The sequence below is a fragment of the Bacillus sp. Au-Bac7 genome (assembly GCF_021341655.1).
Classification (GTDB): Bacteria; Bacillota; Bacilli; order Bacillales; family Cytobacillaceae; genus Niallia.
The window spans coordinates 1,410,970-1,434,491 of the sequence record NZ_JAJTTG010000001.1 but is presented as its reverse complement, the minus strand read 5'-3'; the positions used below and the strand labels follow the sequence as shown (position 1 = coordinate 1,434,491).

The 23,522-nt window shown below is 40.0% G+C and carries 26 protein-coding genes; all 26 read left to right on the top strand.

The features are described 5' to 3' along the window. The first annotated feature begins 12 nt into the window (after positions 1-12). The 26 genes from ftsY to flgB all read left to right on the top strand — a co-directional run bounded on the left by ftsY (position 13) and on the right by flgB (position 23,521). Positions 13-1,002, top strand: coding sequence for a signal recognition particle-docking protein FtsY (gene ftsY, locus LXM54_RS07500; protein ID WP_233314425.1), 990 nt, complete (start codon positions 13-15; stop codon positions 1,000-1,002). Between the two features lie 125 nt (positions 1,003-1,127). Beyond that, complete coding sequence (locus LXM54_RS07495; protein ID WP_233314424.1) at positions 1,128-1,388, top strand: hypothetical protein; 261 nt, start codon at positions 1,128-1,130, stop codon at positions 1,386-1,388. A 172-nt stretch (positions 1,389-1,560) separates the two neighbouring features. Next, positions 1,561-2,019: a DUF4064 domain-containing protein gene (locus LXM54_RS07490; RefSeq protein ID WP_233314423.1), complete on the top strand. Its 459-nt coding sequence runs from the start codon at positions 1,561-1,563 to the stop codon at positions 2,017-2,019. Between the two features lie 533 nt (positions 2,020-2,552). Then, the gene (locus tag LXM54_RS07485) at positions 2,553-2,885 is read left to right on the top strand and encodes a putative DNA-binding protein (protein ID WP_233314422.1); all 333 of its coding nucleotides are present in this window, start codon (positions 2,553-2,555) and stop codon (positions 2,883-2,885) included. A 12-nt stretch (positions 2,886-2,897) separates the two neighbouring features. Beyond that, positions 2,898-4,250: a signal recognition particle protein gene (ffh, locus tag LXM54_RS07480; protein ID WP_233314421.1), complete on the top strand. Its 1,353-nt coding sequence runs from the start codon at positions 2,898-2,900 to the stop codon at positions 4,248-4,250. Between the two features lie 131 nt (positions 4,251-4,381). Further along, on the top strand, positions 4,382-4,654 hold the full coding sequence (gene rpsP / locus LXM54_RS07475; RefSeq protein ID WP_127734638.1) for a 30S ribosomal protein S16: 273 nt from the start codon (positions 4,382-4,384) through the stop codon (positions 4,652-4,654). An 11-nt stretch (positions 4,655-4,665) separates the two neighbouring features. Next, entirely contained in the window at positions 4,666-4,896 is a 231-nt protein-coding gene (locus LXM54_RS07470) for a KH domain-containing protein (RefSeq protein ID WP_233314787.1), read from the top strand. A gap of 143 nt (positions 4,897-5,039) precedes the next feature. Next, positions 5,040-5,420 carry a YlqD family protein gene (locus LXM54_RS07465; RefSeq protein ID WP_233314420.1) on the top strand — a complete coding sequence of 127 codons (381 nt, stop codon included), beginning with the start codon at positions 5,040-5,042 and terminating at the stop codon, positions 5,418-5,420. An 11-nt stretch (positions 5,421-5,431) separates the two neighbouring features. Beyond that, on the top strand, positions 5,432-5,950 hold the full coding sequence (gene rimM, locus LXM54_RS07460) for a ribosome maturation factor RimM (RefSeq protein WP_233314419.1): 519 nt from the start codon (positions 5,432-5,434) through the stop codon (positions 5,948-5,950). Then, positions 5,950-6,684, top strand: a complete 735-nt coding sequence (gene trmD / locus LXM54_RS07455; protein ID WP_233314418.1) for a tRNA (guanosine(37)-N1)-methyltransferase TrmD — start codon at positions 5,950-5,952, stop codon at positions 6,682-6,684. The genes rimM and trmD overlap by 1 nt, the downstream gene beginning before the upstream one ends. A gap of 141 nt (positions 6,685-6,825) precedes the next feature. After that, positions 6,826-7,170, top strand: a complete 345-nt coding sequence (gene rplS, locus LXM54_RS07450) for a 50S ribosomal protein L19 (protein ID WP_127734629.1) — start codon at positions 6,826-6,828, stop codon at positions 7,168-7,170. A gap of 276 nt (positions 7,171-7,446) precedes the next feature. After that, positions 7,447-8,004, top strand: coding sequence for a signal peptidase I (gene lepB, locus LXM54_RS07445; protein WP_233314417.1), 558 nt, complete (start codon positions 7,447-7,449; stop codon positions 8,002-8,004). Between the two features lie 41 nt (positions 8,005-8,045). Continuing rightward, entirely contained in the window at positions 8,046-8,921 is an 876-nt protein-coding gene (ylqF, locus tag LXM54_RS07440; RefSeq protein WP_233314416.1) for a ribosome biogenesis GTPase YlqF, read from the top strand. 145 nt (positions 8,922-9,066) lie between these two features. Beyond that, positions 9,067-9,852: a ribonuclease HII gene (locus LXM54_RS07435; RefSeq protein ID WP_233314415.1), complete on the top strand. Its 786-nt coding sequence runs from the start codon at positions 9,067-9,069 to the stop codon at positions 9,850-9,852. Further along, on the top strand, positions 9,853-11,124 hold the full coding sequence (locus tag LXM54_RS07430; RefSeq protein ID WP_233314414.1) for a hypothetical protein: 1,272 nt from the start codon (positions 9,853-9,855) through the stop codon (positions 11,122-11,124). It abuts the gene before it with no gap. Next, complete coding sequence (locus LXM54_RS07425; RefSeq protein ID WP_233314413.1) at positions 11,121-11,417, top strand: EscU/YscU/HrcU family type III secretion system export apparatus switch protein; 297 nt, start codon at positions 11,121-11,123, stop codon at positions 11,415-11,417. Before LXM54_RS07430 ends, LXM54_RS07425 begins: the two co-directional genes overlap by 4 nt. A 328-nt stretch (positions 11,418-11,745) precedes the next feature. Beyond that, the gene (sucC, locus tag LXM54_RS07420; protein ID WP_233314412.1) at positions 11,746-12,939 is read left to right on the top strand and encodes an ADP-forming succinate--CoA ligase subunit beta; all 1,194 of its coding nucleotides are present in this window, start codon (positions 11,746-11,748) and stop codon (positions 12,937-12,939) included. Further along, complete coding sequence (sucD, locus tag LXM54_RS07415) at positions 12,920-13,843, top strand: succinate--CoA ligase subunit alpha (protein ID WP_233314411.1); 924 nt, start codon at positions 12,920-12,922, stop codon at positions 13,841-13,843. The genes sucC and sucD overlap by 20 nt, the downstream gene beginning before the upstream one ends. Before the next feature lie 193 nt (positions 13,844-14,036). After that, positions 14,037-14,876 carry a DNA-processing protein DprA gene (dprA, locus tag LXM54_RS07410; RefSeq protein WP_233314410.1) on the top strand — a complete coding sequence of 280 codons (840 nt, stop codon included), beginning with the start codon at positions 14,037-14,039 and terminating at the stop codon, positions 14,874-14,876. 234 nt (positions 14,877-15,110) lie between these two features. Continuing rightward, positions 15,111-17,189, top strand: a complete 2,079-nt coding sequence (gene topA / locus LXM54_RS07405) for a type I DNA topoisomerase (RefSeq protein WP_233314409.1) — start codon at positions 15,111-15,113, stop codon at positions 17,187-17,189. A 278-nt stretch (positions 17,190-17,467) separates the two neighbouring features. Continuing rightward, a complete protein-coding gene (gene trmFO / locus LXM54_RS07400; protein WP_233314408.1) occupies positions 17,468-18,781 on the top strand; it encodes an FADH(2)-oxidizing methylenetetrahydrofolate--tRNA-(uracil(54)-C(5))-methyltransferase TrmFO in 1,314 nt (437 codons plus the stop codon). A 59-nt stretch (positions 18,782-18,840) separates the two neighbouring features. Continuing rightward, the gene (gene xerC / locus LXM54_RS07395; protein ID WP_233314407.1) at positions 18,841-19,746 is read left to right on the top strand and encodes a tyrosine recombinase XerC; all 906 of its coding nucleotides are present in this window, start codon (positions 18,841-18,843) and stop codon (positions 19,744-19,746) included. 37 nt (positions 19,747-19,783) lie between these two features. Then, the gene (gene hslV, locus LXM54_RS07390; RefSeq protein ID WP_233314786.1) at positions 19,784-20,326 is read left to right on the top strand and encodes an ATP-dependent protease subunit HslV; all 543 of its coding nucleotides are present in this window, start codon (positions 19,784-19,786) and stop codon (positions 20,324-20,326) included. A 15-nt stretch (positions 20,327-20,341) separates the two neighbouring features. Continuing rightward, a complete protein-coding gene (gene hslU / locus LXM54_RS07385) occupies positions 20,342-21,751 on the top strand; it encodes an HslU--HslV peptidase ATPase subunit (RefSeq protein WP_233314785.1) in 1,410 nt (469 codons plus the stop codon). A 123-nt stretch (positions 21,752-21,874) separates the two neighbouring features. Further along, positions 21,875-22,654: a GTP-sensing pleiotropic transcriptional regulator CodY gene (gene codY / locus LXM54_RS07380; protein ID WP_233314406.1), complete on the top strand. Its 780-nt coding sequence runs from the start codon at positions 21,875-21,877 to the stop codon at positions 22,652-22,654. Between the two features lie 486 nt (positions 22,655-23,140). Continuing rightward, a complete protein-coding gene (gene flgB, locus LXM54_RS07375) occupies positions 23,141-23,521 on the top strand; it encodes a flagellar basal body rod protein FlgB (protein WP_233314405.1) in 381 nt (126 codons plus the stop codon). The last annotated feature ends 1 nt before the right edge of the window (position 23,522 follow it).

Here is a 23,522-nt window from a genome sequence, read left to right as displayed (position 1 = left end):
AGTGGGAATCAAATGAGTTTCTTCAAAAAGCTAAAAGAAAAAATGTCTCTGCAGACAAATACGGTTACGGAAAAATTCAAAGATGGACTTGCAAAAACTAGAAGTAATTTCTCCGATAAAGTGAATGATTTAGTGTCCAGATACCGCAAAGTGGATGAGGACTTTTTTGAAGAATTAGAAGAAATTCTTATCGGAGCAGATGTCGGCTTTGAGACAGTAATGGAATTAATCGACGAGCTGAAGAGCGAAGTGAAAAAAAGGAATATACAAGATCCGAGAGAAGTACAATCCGTTATTTCAGAGAAGCTAGTAGCTATCTATCAAAATGGTGAGGAAGAAACTTCTGCCATAAATGTTCAGCAAGACGGGTTGACTGTCATTCTTTTTGTTGGTGTAAATGGAGTCGGTAAGACGACAACTATCGGCAAGCTCGCCCACCGATATAAATCAGAAGGCAAAAAGGTTGTACTTGCAGCAGGAGATACGTTCCGTGCAGGTGCCATTGAACAGCTTGAAGTATGGGGAGAGCGTGCTGGAGTGGATGTTATTAAGCAAGCTGCCGGCTCCGATCCTGCAGCGGTTATGTACGATGCTGTGCAGGCTGCAAAATCAAGAAATGCAGATATCCTCCTTTGTGATACGGCTGGAAGACTGCAAAACAAAGTTAACCTTATGAATGAATTAGAAAAAGTAAAACGCGTAATTGAAAGAGAAATCCCTGGTGCTCCACATGAAGTGCTTCTAGTGCTTGATGCAACAACAGGACAAAATGCACTTATTCAAGCGAAGACTTTCAAAGAAGCGACTAACGTAAGCGGAATCGTGCTTACTAAGCTTGATGGCACAGCAAAAGGTGGAATTGTGCTAGCTATCCGCAATGAGCTGCAAATACCAGTTAAATTAGTCGGACTTGGTGAAAAGATGGACGACTTACAAAACTTTGACGCAGAAAAATACGTATACGGCTTATTTTCCAATTTGGTTGAAGCGGAGGAAGAATAAGCAAAAGCTGTGCAGACATCCCGTTACTGTGATATCTGCACAGCTTTTTTTGTGTTATAAAAACAACAGCAAGGCAGATAATAAGACTGTGCAAAATATGATAAGAAAGCAAGGAGGAACATAATGTGTTCATACAGCTGATTCTCATAACTATCATGTTGTTTGGAGCGTTTCTGTCTATTAAAGGCCGACTTGTTCAACGCAGTTCCGTATGGCATCTTGGCAATATGCTAGGACAAAAAGGGCTGCTAGAGGAAGAAGCGTATCCAATAACATTAGAAGAGGAAAATCTATTTTTGCGCAGCCTTTCTGGAATACGGATGAAAATAATCGGTGCCCTAATGATGGGAATTACAGCTAGCCTAATCATCTTATTCCACATATAGTGGACTAAAGATCTTTTTGTCAAACCATTGATAAAGAGATCTTTTTTTTGTTATATATTGGAATAATTAACAAAAAATAAGAAGAACGTACTAGAGAAAGTATGTTATCATAGGGGTGTAATCCTTTTTGTGAAAGAGGTTACATACATAAAACTTGAGGTGATTTTTTTAGATGAGTCTTAATTTGAGAGCGCCAAGAATTTTAGGCATAGTTTCGTTTGTTTTATTGTTAATTGGATTTCTCCTTTCGTTAGTGTTTTATACGCAAATAGATAAGGTGGATATTCTGAGAGATTCTTTAATAGATGCATATAATACAGATCCTGCATACCAAGAAGATTTAGGACTCGAAAACATTCCTAGTACAGGAGAGGAATTTGCTGATGAGTTGATTGTTGCAGGAAAAAAATTCCTGTTGCTTCCTGTTATCTTCTCCATAATTGCTTGCGCAGCAACTTTGTTTAGCGTAATTATGATGAATAAAATGCCTCGTACAAGCGGTATTCTATTCATTATCGTCGGAGTAGTTTCCCTTCTCTCCATCATTATTCCAATCCTGTTAATCACAGCAGGTGTAATGATTCTTAACAGATGGTCAAGATATAATAAGGAAGCGGGCATACCCGCTTAAACAATAGTCCTGCTTGAAGCTTTCCTAAAGCTTAAGCGGGGCTTTTTTTGTTTAGGAGTGTGCTGATGTTTCTAATTAACTTATAGGATTGTATCAGTGCGTATGTGGATAAACAGGGCATCTCCGCATCCCTGCGATAAGTCAACATCACTTCACTCTGTTTGCCGTGTTTCCTCTTTATCTCAGTCAAGGCCCTCCAGTTTCTCCGCCGCTAAACGGTCGTCTTCCGCTCGAGGTCATAAGCCAAGCTGTCCAAGAAGGGGGAAGAGCACCCCTTCTCGGCCACCTCGTCTTATGCTAGTCGCCGATAAGCAGGCGCCTTCCGCTTTTCTGTTGATCCAGCTGCAGGCGCCATCGGCTCGAGGTCATAAGCCAAGCTGTCCAAGAAGGGGGAAGAGCACCCCTTCTCGGCCACCTCGTCTTATGCTAGTCGCCGATAAGCAGGCGCCTTCCGCTTTTCTGTTGACATCTTTTTTGTTGGTGTGTACAATAAGGGTGTAAAGGTGTTTGACTTAACATGGAGGTATTGTTCGATGCTTGAAAAAACAACACGAATGAATTATCTGTTTGATTTCTATCAGTCGTTGTTGACACCGAAGCAACGAAGTTACATGTCTCTTTATTATTTAGATGATTATTCTCTTGGTGAAATTGCTGATGAATATGACGTTAGCCGTCAAGCTGTTTATGATAATATTAAACGGACTGAGGCAATGCTGGAAGAATATGAAAATAAATTACTCTTACTTCAAAAGTTTCAAGAGCGTAATACTCTTTTTGTTCAAATAAAAGAGTTATTAAAGGATGATACTCCTTCGGTTTCAGCATTGCTGGAAGCAGTTTGCGAGCTGGAGAAATTAGATTAAGGAGGCGGCGCAATGGCATTTGAAGGTTTAGCTGACCGACTGCAGAATACGATCCAAAAGATCCGCGGAAAAGGGAAAGTAAATGAGGCGGATGTTAAGGAAATGATGCGTGAAGTCCGACTTGCATTGCTTGAGGCGGATGTTAACTTTAAGGTAGTCAAAGAGTTTGTTAAAAAAGTCAGTGAGCGTGCTGTTGGACAAGAGGTTATGAAAAGTCTGACTCCTGGACAGCAGGTCATTAAAGTTGTTAAAGAAGAACTTACGGAGCTGATGGGCGGAGAACAAAGCAAGATTGCTGTATCGAACCGTCCGCCGACAGTCATTATGATGGTTGGTTTGCAAGGTGCCGGTAAGACAACTACAACTGGGAAATTGGCTAATTTACTGCGTAAAAAGCATAATAGAAAGCCGTTGCTTGTTGCGGCAGACATATATCGTCCTGCGGCTATTAAGCAGCTCGAAACACTTGGTAAGCAGCTCGATTTCCCTGTTTTTTCACTTGGAGATCAAGTCAGCCCTGTTGAGATTGCGAAACAGGCGATTGCTAAAGCAAAAGAAGACCATCATGATTATGTGTTAATCGATACTGCAGGTCGTCTGCATGTGGATGAAGCATTGATGGACGAGTTAAAGCAAATTAAAGAGCTTTCCAATCCAGATGAAATATTCCTTGTAGTTGATGCGATGACAGGTCAGGATGCAGTCAATGTGGCAAGCAGCTTTAACGAGCAGCTTGGACTGACAGGTGTCGTATTAACGAAGCTAGATGGTGACACTCGAGGCGGGGCAGCGTTATCTATTCGTTCTGTTACACAAACACCGATTAAATTTGTCGGTTTGGGTGAAAAGATGGATGCATTAGAGGCGTTCCATCCAGAGCGTATGGCATCACGTATTCTTGGAATGGGTGATGTGCTAAGCCTAATCGAGAAAGCGCAAATGAATGTCGATGAAGAAAAGGCAAAAGAGCTGGAAATGAAAATGAAAACAGCTTCCTTTACTTTAGATGACTTTTTAGAACAGCTTGGACAGGTCCGTAACATGGGGCCTCTTGATGAGCTGCTGAAAATGATGCCAGGAGCCAACAAAATCAAGGGCTTGGATAATCTCCAAGTAGATGAAAAGCAAATCAGCCATGTGGAAGCGATTATTCGCTCCATGACAAAGGCAGAAAAAGAACACCCGGAAATCATCAACTCAAGCAGACGGAAGCGTATAGCTAAAGGGAGCGGCAGAACTGTTCCTGAAGTGAACAGGCTGTTGAAGCAGTTTGAGGACATGAAAAAAATGATGAAACAAATGACGGGTATGACTCAAAAAGGCAAGAAAAAAGGCAAGTTTAAATTACCATTTAACCCTTTTTAAGGGTGTTAACAAGCGGTTTTTTATTAATTTGAACAGAATGTTTAGTCTGACAAGAAAAAACACTTTACAAACTGTTCAACTATTGATATTATACTATCTTGTGTGAAACTATTCGGAGGTGCATTTTTAAAATGGCAGTAAAAATTCGTTTAAAACGTATGGGAGCTAAAAAGACTCCTTTCTATCGTATTGTAGTAGCAGATTCTCGTTCACCACGTGATGGACGTTTCATTGAAACAGTAGGAACTTACAATCCAGTAGCAAACCCTGCTATCGTGGATATCAACGAAGAGAAAGCTCTACAATGGTTACAAAATGGTGCAAAACCATCTGATACAGTTCGTAACCTTTTCTCTAACGAAGGTATCATGGAGAAATTCCACAACATCAAAAACGGTAAGTAATTCGTTTGAAGATGAAGGAATTAATTGAAACGATTGTTAAGCCCCTTGTGGATTTTCCGGATGATGTTGCGATAAAAGTTACTGAAGAGGATAATCGAATCATTTACTTGCTTTCTGTCAACAAGAATGACATGGGAAAGGTAATTGGGAAGCAAGGGCGGGTTGCTAAAGCGATTCGAACGATTGTTTACGCTGCTGGCTCACAGCAGCAAAAAAAGCTGGTTTTAGAAATTAGCGAATAATAAAGGAGGAGGGGGAACCCTTCTCCTTTATTTGTTTATATCTCTTTGCAGATTCTTTATACTAGAAGTGGGAGCGTATTGGTGGGATGCCGTTTGACGCTTTGCGAGCATTAAAAATAGCAGTGCATGGATAGGAGGAAAAAATGCAGATTCTCCATACTGTCACAGTCAAACAAATATTAACCGAACAAACGAAACAAGCCTTAGAGAAGAAACTCACAGAAGAGCTGCTTCAGCTTGAAAAGGAGTGCGAACAATTCAAGTTTGAAGAAAAAAAGCTGCTTAAAAGTCATCCTGCAAATGCTATTAAACAGCAGATTAGCAAGAGACTTGCCAACAAAGAGGAAAAAAAGAAATCACTAGAGTTTCAATTAGCACAATTACATATACTACCATTGGGCAGTGAACTAAAAGAACAAGAGCTTACTGGCATTGTTGATATAAAAGTTGGAGATGTTTGGGATGAGGCCTTGCTTCATAAAACAATACTCCTGAAAGATGGAAAAGTTGTAGACATACGTTAGAGGTGATAATAGTGGAAAAATGGTTTAATGTAGGAAAGATTGTTAATACACATGGTATTCGTGGTGAAGTGCGTGTCATTTCCCGGACGGATTTTCCAGACGAAAGATATAAGATTGGCAATACGATTTTTCTATTTGGAGAAGGCAAAAAAGATCCAGAAGAACTAAAAATAAAAACACATCGCCTTCATAAAAACTTTAACCTTTTGACATTTGAGGGCTATGATAATGTTAATGAGGTGGAATACATGAAAGGCGGCGCTTTAAAGGTGCCTGAAAGCTTTTTAGGAGACTTGGCAGAGAATGAATACTATTTCCACGAAATCATCGGCTGTAAGGTTGTAACAGTTGAAGGAGACGAGATAGGGGTTATATCTGAAATTCTTACACCAGGTGCGAATGATGTATGGGTCATCAAAACTAGTAAAAAAGAAGAAGTTTTAATTCCTTATATCGAGGAAGTTGTTATGAAAGTAGATGTTAAGGAGAAGTTAGTTGTTATCGAGCCAATGGAGGGACTGTTATCATAATGAGAGTGGATGTATTAACACTATTTCCAGAAATGTTTGATGGTGTGTTTAACAGCTCTATATTGAAAAAAGCGAAAGAAGCAGAAAAGGTGACCTATGGTGTCACTAACTTCAGGGATTATTCTGATAACAAGCATCAGTCTGTGGATGATTATCCATATGGCGGCGGTGCGGGAATGGTCCTTAAACCTCAGCCGATCTTTGATGCGGTTGAGGATTTGCAAAAAAAGAGCGGCACTAAGCCGAAAGTGGTACTAATGTGTCCTCAAGGCGAGCGTTATACACAGAAAAAGGCGGAAGAGCTGGCTAAGGAAGAGCATTTAATTTTTATCTGCGGTCATTACGAAGGCTATGATGAGCGAATTCGCGAGCATTTAGCGACAGATGAGATTTCAATCGGCGATTATGTGCTTACAGGCGGCGAGCTTGGAGCAATGGTAGTGATTGATAGTGTCGTCAGACTTCTTCCAGGAGTACTTGGGAGCGAGGCGTCTCATGTGAATGATTCCTTCAGCACAGGACTGCTTGAGCATCCACACTACACCCGTCCTGCTGATTTCAGGGGGATGAAGGTGCCGGATACACTCATTTCAGGAAATCATGCTCATATTGACGAATGGAGAGAAAGAGAGTCGCTGAAAAGAACACTTGAAAGACGTCCGGATTTGCTGGAAAATTACCCGCTCACAGCAAAACAGCAAAAACTATTAAATGAATTGCAGAAAAACAAATAATAGATATTGATGTCTTAAGTTATTTATGTTAAGATAACACTTGTGACTTGAGCAGAAGTATTTCTGCAATGAAAGTCTTATAACGATGTTCCGCTGCAAGGATTTGACTGCAAGAGCGTCTGTTGGAAGGAGTTGAAAACGATGCAAAAATTAATAGAAGATATCACAAAAGAACAACTTCGTTCAGATCTTCCTGCGTTCCGTCCTGGTGACACTGTACGTGTACACGTTAAAGTTGTTGAGGGTACTCGTGAGCGTATTCAGGTATACGAAGGTGTTGTGATTAAGCGTCGTGGTGGTGGAATCAGCGAAACTTTTACAGTACGTAAAGTTTCTTACGGAGTAGGCGTTGAGCGTACATTCCCAGTTCATACACCAAAAATTGCGAAGCTTGAAGTTATTCGCCGCGGTAAAGTCCGTCGTGCTAAACTTTACTACCTACGTAACCTACGTGGTAAAAAAGCTCGTATTAAAGAAATTCGATAATATTTTCAAAAAAGAGCCTGTTCTTTGCAACAAGCTCTTTTTTATTGCAACTTGGCTATTCACCCTTTTTCTTCCGTACTTATATTAGGCATGATAATTTAATTAGGAACGGACCATGGCATTTTACTTCGACTTTTTATTTCGCTACAATAAAAGGGAGAGGGTTTGTCCTTTAGCATTATTTTGTTTAAAAAAGCCTTTTAATAAACTTAAGACAGTTACAATTAGAAGGCATGGAGAAGAGATGCTTACTAAAAACAAGGATTGGTGAACGAAATGGCAAAGAAGAAAAAGAAAAATGAGATATGGGAATGGGGTAAGGCGCTTGTAATCGCAGTAGCATTGGCTTTTGTGATCCGCTCCTTTTTATTTGCTCCGATCGTAGTGGACGGGGAATCGATGATGCCCACATTACATAATTCAGACAGAATGATTGTTAACAAGGTTAACTACAAAATCAGCGAGCCTAACCGCTTTGATATCATTGTTTTCCATGCCCCTGAAGGAAAGGATTATATCAAGAGAGTAATCGGTTTGCCTGGTGATACAATAGAGTATAAGGACGACGTTTTGTATGTGAACGGAAAAGCATATGACGAGCCGTACTTAGATGAATACAAAAAGCAGGTGACTGACGGACCGCTGACAGAATCCTTTAAACTCGAAGATAAAATCGGCAGAAGCACAGTTCCCGAGGGAGAACTGTTCGTAATGGGTGATAATCGCCGTGACAGCAAAGACAGCCGCCATATTGGGACAGTGTCTTATGAGAAAGTACTTGGCAACACGAGCGTGATTTACTGGCCGTTAACAGACATACAAATAGTGAACTAAGGCTTTGCTTATATAGCAAGCTTGTAACTGAGGTGGATATTTTGACGATACAATGGTTTCCCGGCCATATGGCCAAAGCAAGAAGACAAGTAACAGAAAAGCTGAAGCTTGTGGACATTATTTTTGAGTTGGTGGATGCAAGAATTCCCCAATCTTCCAGAAATCCGATGATTGATGAGATCATCCAGCATAAGCCAAGGATTGTTTTGCTGAACAAGGCAGATATGGCAGATGGAGAAAGAACGAAAGAATGGATTGCCTATTTTAAAGAAAAAGGCATTCAAGCATTAGCGATCAACTCACAGGCTGGTGTTGGAATGAAAGAAATCACAGCTTTAGCTAATGTGGTGCTTGCAGAGAAATTCGACCGAATGCGAGCAAAAGGAATTAGACCCCGTGCAATCAGAGCAATGATTGTCGGAATTCCGAATGCAGGCAAATCAACATTAATCAACAGGCTTGCCAAAAAGAATATCGCAAAAACAGGGAACACTCCTGGTGTAACAAAAGCACAGCAATGGATTAAAGTAGGAAAAGAATTAGAGCTGCTTGACACTCCAGGGATTCTTTGGCCAAAATTTGAGGATCAAGAAGTAGGTTTAAAGCTTGCTTTGACTGGTGCGATTAAAGACACCATTCTTAATTTGCAGGATATCGCTATTTTTGGTTTGCGCTTTTTAGAGAAAGAGTATCCTGAAAGGCTAAAGGAACGGTTCCAGCTTGAAGAAATCCCAGAGGATATCGTTGAGTTGTTTGACAAAATCGGTGTAGTTAGAGGCTGCCTTACAGGAGGCGCTGTAGTCGATTATGACAAAGTTACTGAACTGGTCATCAGAGAAATCAGAAGCGAAAAATTCGGAAGGCTGACATTCGAAAGAGCAAGAGATTTCATAGAGGAAGACGAAAGCGATAGTTAATAGTTGGGTGAGTCTGACCTTGTTAAAAAAGAGAATTGACCATTATTTTGGGCACTTCTCTTTTTTGATTTTGAGGATACATAACTTGTACTTAAATCTTTCATAATATGGGACGATATAAAGAGAGAGAAGGGAAGTTTCAACAGTGGCAAATGGAACATTAAAAGAAATAAAAGCTAGATTAGATGATATAACAGACAATAATGACCCTTACTGGGAGACGATAAAAGAAGACAAAAGAGTCGGAGTGCAAAAGCTCGTAACTGCATGGGAAAAGCAAAAGGAAAAAGAGTGGCAGCTTCATGCCCGTTTTGTAGAGCTCTGCACATATGAAACAGAACTAAGAAAGCAAGGATATACATATATTGCAGGTATTGATGAAGTGGGAAGAGGCCCGCTTGCAGGTCCCGTTGTAACAGCAGCTGTTATACTCCCGGAAAACTTTTATTTGCCTGGAATAGATGATTCAAAAAAACTGTCTGAAGCAAAAAGAGAGCAATTTTACGAGATTATCCAAAAGGAAGCCGTTTCTATTGGAGTAGGCATTATCGCTCCTGCGGAAATTGACCGTATAAACATATACGAGGCGACCAAAAAAGGAATGCTTGCAGCCCTTCAAAATCTTGATCAGCAGCCTGACTTCCTGTTGATTGATGCGATGAAGCTTGACGTTCCATATCCAAGCAAATCGATTATAAAAGGAGACAGTAAAAGTGTTTCCATTGCTGCTGCTAGCATTATTGCGAAAGTCACGAGAGATGAAATGATGAGAGAGCTTGATAAAGAATTTCCAGCATACGGTTTTGCGAGTAATATGGGTTACGGCACAAAGGAACATCTTCTTGCTTTAGACAGAGAGGGATATACAATTCATCATCGCAAAAGCTTTTCGCCAATTAAGGAAATGGCAGAGGAGAATAGGAGCATGTAAATGAATGACATACGAATTGGACCAAGTTTTCAACCAAATCTAGAAAGAACAATCAGCTCAAAGCTGCTGGAGCTTCGCCAAGGCCAAATTATAATGGGGCATGTTAATAAGCATTTTCCCAACAATATGGCTGAAGTGCAGGCAGGAAGCCAAAGGCTCCTTGCAGAACTTTCTGCTCCCTTAAGCACAGACAAGAACTATTGGTTTCAAGTTCAAGACAATGAAGATGGGAAGCTTAGCTTAAAGGTATTATCAGCAGCAAGTCCAGTAAATCTTGATGGGGGGGCTGACTCTCTTCTTGAGCAATGGTCCTTGCCTCGTACAAATGATCTGAAAAACTTGGCAGCCCAATTGCTAAATGAAAAAATGCCGTTCAATAAAGAAATGCTCCTTCTTGCTGGAAAATGGATGGAATCAGCACAAGACAGCTCGAAAGCTATCGAAACAATTAAGGAAATGCTGCAGAGAAATCTTCCGTTCACAGAGAAGGTGTTTACAAGCCTAATGGCAACAAGGGACGGCAATACGATGAACAATCTTGCTGGTAAATTGCTGAGTGAGATGAGTGCTCAACAACTCTCTCTTCCAAAGCTCGAGGAAACATTAAGGTTGTTTGAGACGGGTAAAAATGTTGATTTGCCAGATGGCGGTGCCATCAAAGAGCATTTGCAAAGACTGCTGCATACAATTGGGTTTTCTTATGAAAATGAACTTTTGAACAATCCGGACGAAGGCAAAGGAGCTCAATGGAACCAGCTAAAACCGCTCCTGCTTGATGTATTAAAACAAGATGCTCCCGCTTCTGTAAAGGAGTTAGCAAATGCCCTTACGGACAAGATAACAGGTTTGCAGCTATTAAGTCAGGATTCAGGACCTATTACGCAGCTGATGCTTCAATTTCCCCTTCATTTTCAGCATCATTCCATGGATGCAACCCTGCAATACAGTGGAAAGAAAACGAAAGACGGAAAAATAGACGCAGACTTTTGCCGTATCCTTTTTTATCTTGATTTAGCATATTTAAAAGAAACAGCCATTGATATGCATGTGCAAAAGAGGATTGTTCATTTAACGGTCTTTAATGAAAACCGTGAGATTGAGCCGCTTATGAAAAGTATGCTTGCAGGTTTGCGAGAAAAATTGAACGAAGTCCAATACAGTCTGTCATCAATAGATTTTAAATCCTTTCAAGAAGATAAAGAGAAGAAAATAGATTTAGATTCAAAGCGAAATAACTCTGCCTACTACAAGGGGGTAGATTACAGAATATGAAGAACAAGGATAAGGAAAACCAGCGAAGGCAAGCGGTGGCTTTAAGCTACAAGCAGCATCAGCATGCAGCTCCAATAGTAGCTGCTAAGGGAAGCGGGTTGATTGCCGACAATATCGTGGAGAAGGCGAAAGAAAATGGAGTGCCAATCCAAGAAGATCCATCCCTTGTGGAACTGTTAAGCAAGCTCAATATCCAGGAACAAGTACCGGAAGATTTATATCAGGCTGTCGCAGAGGTGTTTGCTTTTATTTATAAGCTTGATAAAACCTATGGCACACAAAAGGAAATCTAGTATATTAGTCCCCTAAACGAAGGGGATTATTTTTTTTATTGGAAAATAGAGCCTTTTTGATAGACAAAACGGTTGCTTTTTTATAAAATGAAAGCGTGAACAATAGAGTGTTTTTTCCAAAAAGTAAGAAAATATTGTGTTGATAAAGAATATTAATACAGTATTAAAGATACTTTTTAAAAGGAAGGGGTCCTTTTAAATTGGAAAAAATATTTTTTTGTCGAGAAGGAAAAAAGCCATTTTTTTTCGTCCTCGTACATAAGTAAGAGTATGCACTAATGAACCTGGCAAGAAGCGAAAGAAATTTTAGCAAAAGGGGTGTGGGAGAATGAATATTCACGAATATCAAGGGAAAGAAATTCTAGCATTAAACGGTGTAGCTGTTCCTAAAGGAAGTGTTGCTTTTACCGTGGAAGAGGCCCTGTTTGCTGCTGAGCATTTAAACAGTGATGCATGGGTTGTTAAGGCGCAGATTCATGCCGGAGGAAGAGGGAAAGCTGGCGGTGTCAAGGTTGCTAAGTCTCTCGATGAAGTGAAGCAATATGCTGAACAGATTTTAGGAAGCACGCTTGTCACACATCAGACTGGTCCTGAAGGAAAAGTTGTTAAACGTTTGCTGATTGAAGAAGGCTGCCGTATTAAGAAGGAATACTATATTGGCTTTGTAGTCGACCGCTCCACTTCCCGGATTGTCTTGATGGCATCAGAAGAAGGCGGAACAGAGATTGAGGAAATTGCAGCAACACAGCCTGAAAAAATCATCAAGGAAGTTATTGACCCGCTGACTGGGCTAACTCCTTTCCAGGCTAGAAGAGTTGCATTTGCCATCAATATCCCTGGTCCTCAAGTAAATAAAGCGGTTGCTTTTATGACAGGCCTTTATCGTGTATTTTGTGAAAAAGATTGCTCAATTGCCGAAATCAATCCTCTTGTATTGACAGAAGAGGGCGATGTAATGGCGCTCGATGCTAAGCTGAACTTCGATTCCAATGCCTTGTACAGACATAAGGATATTCTTGCATACCGTGATTTGGATGAAGAGGATGAGAAGGAACTGGAAGCTTCAAAATTTGATTTGAGTTATATTGCCTTGAACGGAAATATCGGCTGCATGGTAAATGGTGCTGGTCTTGCAATGGCTACAATGGATATCGTGAAGCATTACGGCGGAGAGCCGGCAAACTTCCTTGATGTTGGCGGCGGTGCGACAGCTGAAAAAGTTACTGAAGCATTTAAAATCATTCTGTCAGATGAAAAAGTGAAGGGCATTTTTGTTAATATATTCGGTGGAATTATGAAATGCGATATCATTGCAGAAGGTATCGTTGAAGCAGCTAAACAGGTGAGCCTGCAGGTGCCGCTTGTTGTTAGACTGGAAGGGACAAATGTAGAGCTTGGCCAAAAAATTCTTAATGAATCAGGCATCAATATAATATCTGCAAGCTCCATGGCGGACGGTGCAGAAAAAATCGTGTCATATGTACAAAAAGGAGGAGAAATCAATGAGCATATTCATCAATAAAGAAACAAAAGTCATTGTTCAAGGTATTACAGGGGCAACGGCTCTTTTTCATACGAAGCAAATGCTCGAATATGGCACAAAAATTGTTGCAGGGGTAACACCAGGCAAGGGTGGCACGGATGTAGAAGGTGTGCCGGTCTTCAATACGATGAAAGAAGCTGTTGAAGCGACAAACGCGACAGTGTCTGTCAACTATGTGCCTGCCCCGTTTGCAGCAGATGCTATTATGGAAGCTGTAGATGCAGAGCTTGACTTGACGATTTGTATTACAGAACATATTCCAGTTCTTGATATGGTGAAGGTTAAGCGATATATGGAAGGCAAAAAGACAAGATTAATAGGACCGAACTGTCCGGGAGTTATTACTCCTGAAGAATGCAAGATAGGAATTATGCCTGGTTATATCCATACAAAGGGCCATGTAGGCGTTGTATCCCGTTCTGGTACTTTGACATACGAAGCTGTCCATCAGCTTACACAGGCGGGAATAGGGCAGTCTACAGCGGTAGGAATTGGCGGAGACCCGGTTAATGGAACTGATTTCATTGACGTCTTAAAGCAATTTAACGAAGATGAAGATACTTATGCTGTTATTATGATTGGTGAAATCGGCGGAACAGCAGAAGAAGAAGCGGCTGAATGGGTAAAAGCCAATATGACAAAGCCTGTAGTCGGCTTTATCGGCGGTAGAACGGCACCTCCAGGAAAAAGAATGGGCCATGCGGGCGCCATCATTTCAGGAGGCAAGGGGACTGCTGATGAAAAGATTAAAACAATGAACGAGTGCGGCATTAAAGTAGCTCCTACACCTGCTGAAATGGGTGCAACATTAATTGAAGTTCTCAAAGAAACAGATCTTTTCGACAAGTGCAAAACCCATCAGGTAGAAGAAAGCAGAGTCTGATTTTAAAAAAAAGACTAGCCCCCTTTTGCGCCATGCAGTTGGGCTAGTCTTTTTATGCTGCAAAAAAACGACGTGTTTCTTCTATTATATAGCAAATCTTTGGAAACTATAGCAAGAAATGATTATAATAGAGATAGCAAGGTTTGTATTTTTATACTTTGCATAGAATATTGTGAGAAAGGAATTGAGTTACTTGCTAAAAAGTTTTAGAGAAAGATTAATACAGCTCCATCATTGCCGCAATATGTCTTGGAAAAGGATCTACACTCTCCTCAAAGCAGACCCTGATCTGCACGCCCTCAACCGTCCCCTTCAAAAAATCGTTACAGACTTTCACTCACACTCCATCCAGCAAACTATCCACCAATACGCCACATTAGGAATACAAACCATCACTTATTTTGATCCTGCATATCCAAGCTTGTTAAAAGAAATATATCAGCCTCCATGGGTGCTTTATGCAAAAGGAGATCTGTCTTTTTTGCAGGAGCAGCGAAAGTTGGCAATTGTAGGCTCCCGTTATCCGACAGTTTACAGTAAACAAGTAATGATAGCCATGATGACTAAACTTGTTCGCGAACGAGTAGTAATTGTCAGCGGTCTAGCAAAAGGTGTGGATGCTATTGCTCATAGGACAGCAGACGAACATAACGGCAAGACAATCGCCATTATTGCAGGAGGATTTAAGCATATTTATCCAAAGGAAAATATTTTACTTGCAGATAAAATAACAAGATCACATCTTCTTTTATCAGAGTATCCACCAGATACAAAACCATTAAAATGGCATTTCCCAATGCGCAACCGGATCATAAGCGGCCTCTCAAGGGGAACGCTTGTTGTCGAGGCAAAAAGAAAAAGCGGCTCATTAATCACAGCGCATCTTGCTTTGCAAGAAGGAAGAGATGTTTTTGCTGTTCCTGGCAGCATATTCAGCCCCACTTCTTTTGGACCGAATGACTTGATAAAACAAGGAGCAAAGCCAGTTTTATGTGCGACTGATATATTAGAAGAGTGGGAATATTATCCATAAAATAGAATGGAAAAGGAAAAAAATGTTTTTCATCTATTTTCAAAAATTTTTAAAAAGGTATTGCTATTTTTTTGAATTTGTTATACTGTTTGCACAGATATAACTTTAATTTTTATGGATTTTCATTCATATAATAACGGTGTAACCGTTTACTTTTTTTCGTAATGTTTGACAAAAGAGATCATAGTATACAATAATAGTGAATATTTATTATCCCTCTAAGGAGGACGTTGGATGTCAGAGTTTCTAGTAATCGTAGAGTCGCCTGCAAAGGCAAAAACGATTGAACGTTATTTAGGAAAAAAATATAAAGTAAAAGCATCAATGGGACATATAAGAGATCTACCAAGAAGCCAAATGGGTGTTGATACTGATAAAGAATATGAACCGAAGTACATAACGATCCGCGGAAAAGGTCCTGTTCTTAAAGAATTGAAGACAGCAGCCAAAAAGGCAAAAAAGATTTATCTTGCAGCCGACCCCGATAGAGAAGGGGAAGCAATTGCCTGGCATTTAGCCAACAGTCTGCAGGTTGATGTAGATTCGGATTGCCGTGTCGTATTTAATGAAATCACAAAAGACGCCATTAAAGAATCATTTAAACACCCCCGTCCAATTAATATGGATCTAGTTGATTCCCAGCAAGCAAGACGGGTGCTTGATCGCCTAGTAGGCTACAACATCAGCCCGCTGTTATGGAAAAAGGTCAAAAAAGGACTTAGCGCAGGAAGAGTGCAATCTGTCGCAGTTCGTTTAATCATCGACAGAGAAAAAGAGATTAAAGCATTCGAACCGGAAGAGTACTGGACAATTGAATCAGACTTCGCAAAAGGGAAAACAAGCTTTGAAGCAGCTTTTTACGGGCTGAAAAATAAAAAAATGGAGCTGCATTCTCAAGCGGATGTAGACAATATTAAAAAACAGCTCAATGGCAATAAATTTACTGTTGAGAAGGTAACGAAGAAGGAACGTAAACGAAACCCAGCAGTACCTTTTACAACATCCTCCCTACAGCAGGAAGCTGCGCGAAAGCTAAACTTCAGGGCGAAAAAGACAATGATGCTTGCCCAGCAGCTTTATGAAGGAATAGATTTAGGCAAAAAAGAAGGGACAGTCGGTTTAATCACCTATATGAGAACAGACTCAACCCGTATTTCTGAAGTGGCTCAAAATGAAGCGTATGAATATATAACAGCCAACTACGGAAAAGAGTATACGAAAGAAGAAAACCGCAAAGAAAAGAAAAATACAAATGCACAGGATGCCCATGAAGCGGTAAGACCTACAAGTACGTTCAAGGAGCCAAACTCCCTGAAAGAGCACCTTTCTCGAGACCAGCTTCGCTTGTATAAGCTGATCTGGGAAAGATTCATTGCAAGCCAAATGGCGCCTGCTGTGATGGATACAATGAGTGTAGATTTACGTAACGGGGATGTCATATTCCGTGCAACAGGTTCAAAGATTAAGTTTCCTGGGTTTATGAAGGTGTATGTGGAAGGATCAGATGATGCGGTTGAAGAGCAGAACAAACAGCTTCCTGATTTGCAAGAGGGAGATGAAGTCATCAATAAGGACATCAATCCGAAGCAGCACTTCACACAGCCGCCACCAAGGTATACGGAAGCAAGGCTTGTTAAAACATTAGAAGAGCTTGGAATTGGCCGTCCTTCCACATTTGCGCCGACTTTGGATACTATCCAAAAACGCGGGTATGTGGCTCTCGATAACAAAAGATTTATACCGACTGAGCTTGGAGAAATCATTCATGAATTGATTCTCGAGTTTTTCCCGGAAATCCTTGACGTTGAATTTACAGCACATATGGAGCAGAATCTTGATAATATTGAGTCAGGCCAGATCAATTGGGTAAAGGTAATCGATAGTTTTTATAAGATTTTTGAACAAAGTCTCGAAAAAGCTGAAAAAGAAATGCAATCTGTCGAAATAAAGGATGAGCCTGCAGGGGAAGACTGTGAGGAATGCGGCAGTCCGATGGTATTTAAAATGGGCAGATATGGCAAGTTTATGGCATGCAGTAATTTCCCGGATTGCCGCAATACGAAGGCAATTGTCAAGGAAATCGGTGTGAAATGTCCTAAGTGCCGCGAAGGTAATATTATTGAAAGAAAAAGCAAAAAACGCCGAATTTTCTACGGCTGTGACCGTTTTCCGGAGTGCGATTTCATTTCATGGGATAAACCAATACAGCGTCCATGTCCGAAATGTGATAATATGCTTGTAGAGAAAAAGCTGAAAAAAGGTGTCCAGGTCCAATGTGTAGAGTGTGACTATAAGGAAGAACCTCAAAGCTAAAAAAAGAGTGAGCGGTCCATGCTCACTCTTTCCGTGTGTTTTTGAAGAAGTGTCTCCTGAAGTTTCTTAAATAATTAATCTTTAGTTGAAACTTTTCAACTTGGCAAACGTAGTGTAAAATGCTAAAGGATATAATTTTAAGCCGAAACTGTATGGACTTTTGTTTTTTTCTAGTCTTTCTACCGAAAACGGATAGGAATTAGCATACATATGCATGATAAAAATGCTATCGCCCATATAAAAACATATAGATATTTAAAAAAGTTGGAGGATTTACAATGCAAGATACACAAAAGGTAGTAAATGTCATCGGTGCAGGACTTGCAGGAAGTGAAGCAGCATGGCAAATAGCGAAAAGAGGTATTAAGGTAAACCTTTATGAAATGAGACCTGTCAAGCAGACGCCTGCCCATCATACTGATAAATTTGCAGAGCTTGTATGCAGCAACTCATTAAGAGGAAATGCACTTACTAATGCAGTTGGTGTTCTAAAAGAAGAAATGAGAAGACTGGACTCTGTTATTATTGAGTCTGCGGATCTTTGCGCAGTGCCGGCAGGTGGAGCACTTGCAGTGGACAGACATGAGTTTGCTGGCAGAGTGACAGAAATGGTGAAGAACCATCCCAATGTAACAGTTATTAATGAAGAGGTTACTTCTATACCAGAAGGGGTAACTGTTATTGCGACAGGACCACTTACGAGTGCAGCTCTTTCAGAAAGTCTAAAGGAGCTTACAGGGGAAGATTATTTGTACTTTTATGATGCAGCTGCTCCTATCATCGAAAAAGACAGCATAGACTTAGATAAGGTCTACTTGAAATCCCGTTATGATAAAGGGGAAGCAGCTTATCTGAACTGTCCGATGACAGAAGAGGAATTTGATCGATTTTATGAAGCGCTAATTAGTGCTGAAACTGTACCTTTGAAGGAATTTGAAAAAGAGATCTTCTTCGAAGGATGCATGCCGATTGAAGTGATGGCTTCAAGAGGGAGAAAGACAATGCTGTTTGGACCGATGAAGCCAGTTGGTTTAGAAGATCCGAAAACAGGAAAACGCCCTTATGCAGTTGTTCAGCTACGTCAGGATGACGCTGCAGGCACATTGTACAATATTGTCGGTTTTCAGACACATTTAAAATGGGGACCTCAAAAAGAAGTGCTACAATTAATACCAGGTCTTGAAAACGCTGAAATTGTTCGCTATGGTGTTATGCACAGAAATACATTCATTAATTCACCGAAGGTTCTAAATGCAACATATCAATTCAAAAACCGTCCAAACTTATTCTTCGCAGGCCAAATGACAGGCGTAGAAGGTTATGTAGAATCAGCAGCGAGCGGACTTGTAGCAGGTATTAATGCAGCGAAGCTTGTTAACGGCGAAGAACCAATTCAATTCCCTGTTGAAACAGCGATTGGAAGCATGGCTAGCTATATCACAAAGACGAATGCTAAAAACTTCCAGCCGATGAATGCTAATTTTGGACTTTTCCCTGAGTTACCAACTAGAATAAAAGGGAAAAAAGAAAGATATGAACAGCACGCTAACAGAGCGTTGGAAACAATTCAGAACTTTATGAAGAATGTGTAAATTAATTGCTTGTCGCTACAAAGTATGTTAATATAGTGAAGCCGTTGTGAGGTGAAGCAATGAATAAGGAACAAAACGCTTTCTTGAACCTGTTTATTGAATACTTGAAGATTGAAAAAAACTGCTCACCATATACGATTGATGTCTACAAAAAGGACATCCAGCAATTTTATCTATTTATGTCCAAGCAGCTGCTTGAACATGTACAGGAAGTAAGCGCCCAAGAGGTGCGGATTTTTTTGACAGAGCTTTTCCATGAAGAGCTTGCAAGAAAATCAATTGCCCGCAAAATTTCAAGCCTTCGGAGCTTTTATCGATTTTTAGCTAGAGAAAATATAGTGGGATCTAACCCCTTTGCCGTTATCAGCATACCGAAACTTGAAAGCAGACTGCCTGATTTCTTTTATGAAGAAGAATTGCAGCATATCTTTCGTTCGGTAGATACGACAAGCATGCTTGGAAAAAGAAATGTCGCCATCCTGGAGCTCCTGTACGCAACAGGAATCCGGGTCGGCGAATGTACAAAAATCGAGATGAAGGATATTGATTTCAGCATCTCGACATTGCTTGTCAAAGGAAAAGGGAAAAAGGAACGGTATGTGCCGTTTGGGAGTTTTGCTCATTCCGCTCTTGAATCTTACATAAAGAACTGCAGAAGCAAGCTGATGGATAAATACAAGACGAATCACCCCTATTTATTTGTTAACTACAAGGGTGGTCCGCTGACAGAGAACGGTGTACGCGACATTCTTAACCGAATGATGGAACATTCTGCTGCCAAAGGAAAGATCCATCCGCATAAGCTTAGACATTCATTTGCTACACATCTCTTGGCAAACGGTGCCGATATGCGGACTGTTCAAGAATTATTAGGTCACGCCTTTTTATCGTCCACCCAGATTTATACGCATGTCACAAGCGAGTACTTAAAAAAAACATATATGTCCTTTCACCCAAGGGCATAGCTGTAAACGGATAAAGGAGGAAGTAAACATGTCTGGACTGCCACAGTTTCACGCAACTACTATTTTTGCTGTTCAACATAAAGGGAAATGCGCCATGTCAGGTGACGGCCAAGTCACTTTCGGCAATGCTGTCGTGATGAAACATACTGCCAAGAAGGTAAGAAAACTTTTTAATGGAAAAGTAATCGCAGGTTTTGCAGGCTCTGTTGCCGATGCCTTTACCTTATTTGAGCTATTCGAAGGAAAATTGGAAGAGTATAATGGGAATCTGCAAAGAGCAGCTGTAGAACTTGCAAAGCTTTGGAGAAGCGATAAGGTTTTACGCAAGCTTGAAGCAATGCTGATCATTATGAACGAAACTGATTTGCTGCTTGTATCTGGCACAGGGGAAGTAATTGAGCCGGATGATGGAATTTTGGCGATTGGATCAGGCGGTAACTATGCTCTGTCAGCGGGAAGAGCGCTTAAACAATACTCAGGTGAACATCTTTCTGCATACGAAATAGCAAAAGCAGCTCTTGAAATCGCTGGCGATATTTGTGTATATACGAACAATAATATTATTGTAGAAGAATTATAAGGAGAGGATTACTTGATGAATAAGAACACAAGCTTAACACCTCGTCAAATTGTAGAACGTCTTGATCAATATATTGTTGGGCAAAAGGATGCCAAAAAAGCTGTTGCGATTGCGTTAAGAAACCGTTTTCGCCGCGGTTTGCTTGATGAGAAGCTGCGTGACGAAATCAGTCCGAAGAACATCCTTATGATGGGACCTACTGGTGTAGGTAAAACGGAGATAGCAAGGCGTATAGCGAAAATAGTCAGCGCTCCATTTGTTAAAGTGGAAGCTACTAAATTCACAGAGGTCGGTTATGTCGGCAGAGATGTTGAATCAATGGTAAGAGACTTGGTTGAAACATCTGTGCGAATCGTAAGAGAAGAAAAGATGGCTCAGGTAAAAGAAAGAGCAGAAGCAGCAGCTAATAATCGACTAGTTGATCTGATGATGCCTGCTTCGGCTAAAAAGCAAAAAAATTACAGTAATCCACTTGAAATGCTTTTCGGCGGCGGAAACACAGAACCTCAAGCAGAGGAGCCGACTGTGGAGGAATCAAGCCGCTATGAAAAAAGAAAAGTGCTTAAAGAAAAATTAGCACTTGGCGAGCTTGAGAACGAAGTGATTACAGTGGAAGTCGAAGAACAGCAGCCATCGATGTTTGATATGCTGCAGGGCTCAGGCATGGAGCAGATGGGGATGAATATGCAAGATGCATTAAGCAGTTTCATGCCGAAGAAAAAGAAAAAACGCAAATTGACTGTACGTGAAGCAAGGGTTGTCTTGACGAATGAAGAAGCCCAAAAGCTGATCGATATGGATGAAGTTACACAAGAGGCAGTCGTAAGAGCTGAACAAATGGGTATCATCTTTATTGATGAAATCGACAAAATTGCCAGCAAAAGCAGCGGTGGTTCTTCCGCTGATGTTTCAAGAGAAGGAGTTCAGCGTGATATTCTTCCCGTAGTAGAAGGTTCTACAATTGTGACGAAATATGGTTCTGTAAAAACAGACCATATATTATTCATTGCTGCTGGAGCTTTCCATATCTCCAAGCCTTCAGATTTGATCCCTGAGCTTCAAGGTCGTTTCCCAATTCGTGTGGAGCTTGGCAAGCTGACAGTGGACGATTTCTATCGCATCTTAGTCGAGCCGGATAATGCATTGATTAAGCAATATCAAGCATTACTGCAAACTGAAGGTATAGAAATTGAATTTTCTGACGATGCTATACGTAAGATAGCTGAAGTGGCTTTTGAAGTGAATCAGAACACAGATAATATTGGTGCTAGAAGGCTTCATACAATTCTTGAGAAATTACTCGAGGATTTATCGTTTGAAGCACCTGATATAACAATGGACAAAATTACCATTACACCGCAATATGTAGAAGAAAAACTAGGTGCAATTTCAAGAAATAAAGATTTAAGTCAATTTATTCTTTAACTTTAAGTCAGTGTTAGATTGTTAATAAAATACTCCTACAATGATTAGAGCAAATAAATGCTCTTGCCATTAGATAAAGAATAAATGATAGTTTCGGTTTTAGTTAATAGGAGGAAAAAGAAAATGGATTTATTGTCAAAAACGAGAAAAATTAATGCGATGCTGCAAAGAGCTGCTGGAAAACCAGTTAACTTCAAGGAAATGTCTGAGACATTGAGCGAAGTAATTGAGGCAAACATATTTGTAGTAAGCAGAAGAGGGAAGCTGTTAGGTTTTGCAATCAACCAGCAAATCGAAAATGACCGTATGATTAAAATGCTGGAAGACCGTCAGTTCCCAGAAGAGTACACAAATAATCTCTTCAATATTCAAGTAACTTCAAGCAACCTTGATGTGGAAAGTGAATACACTGCATTCCCAATCGAAAACAAAGAGCTATTCAGCAAAGGGTTGACAACTATCGTTCCAATCATTGGCGGTGGAGAAAGACTTGGTACGTTAATTCTTGCAAGACTGCAAGAGCAATTCCATGATGATGACCTTATTTTGGCTGAATATGGTGCGACAGTTGTTGGAATGGAAATTCTGCGTGAAAAAGCAGAAGAAATTGAAGAGGAAGCTAGAAGTAAAGCAGTTGTTCAAATGGCAATCAGTTCGTTGTCTTACAGTGAGCTTGAAGCAATTGAGCATATCTTTGAAGAGTTGAACGGAAATGAAGGACTTCTAGTTGCATCTAAAATTGCAGACAGAGTCGGTATAACAAGATCAGTAATCGTTAACGCATTGCGCAAACTTGAAAGTGCTGGTGTTATTGAATCTCGTTCACTTGGTATGAAAGGTACTTACATTAAAGTATTGAACGATAAGTTCTTATTAGAATTAGAAAAATTGAAAGCAAACTAATATAGAAAAAGAATCTTTTCCTTGTTGGAAAAGATTCTTTTTTTTGCTCTAAAACATTGTTTTTTAACAGGAAATTAGTGGGAAATAATATTCTTTTCTAACAGAATGTTGATAATCTGCGATTTTCGAACTACATGATTCGACATTTTTCCATAAAATTTCATTTACATTACAATCTCTGTCGATTATATTCGTTACATAGACAACAATATTTTTTCACCGATAGTTCATTGATACTATGAACTTAGTCGTTTAATTGTTAAGTAAATGCTGGTTATAAAAAACAAAAATATACCTTTTTAATTAGAAAATTGACCGATTTTATCATAAAGTTAACTAAAATAGGACTATAGAATCATTAAAATTGCGGTTCTACCGATAGACATATTATTTTTCATTTATTACAATTATAGACATCGCGTGAAAAATTCGTCATTAAACTGCAAAATTCTACAAAACGATAATTATAGATGTAAGAGGTGTGTGATGAAACTTTTTTCAAATACTATTTCAACACTTGAGAGTGCGTTAAATTACTCTAATACAAAACAGAAGGTTATATCGCAAAATATAGCTAACGTCGATACGCCTAACTATAAAGCGAAGGAAGTATCCTTCAAAAATACATTGTCAACAGCAATGAATGCAAATAAGACTGACAGCAGGCATTTTGATTTCGAAGGCTCAACTGGTTCTGTGAATGTTACTACAGATAAAAACGTTACTTACAATAACAATGGTAACAGTGTTGATGTCGAAAAAGAGATGAGTGAACTGGCAGAAAACCAGATTTATTACAATGCACTTGTTGAAAGAATTAGCGGCAAGTTCAATTCCCTATCAACTGTCATAAAAGGAGGAAGATAAG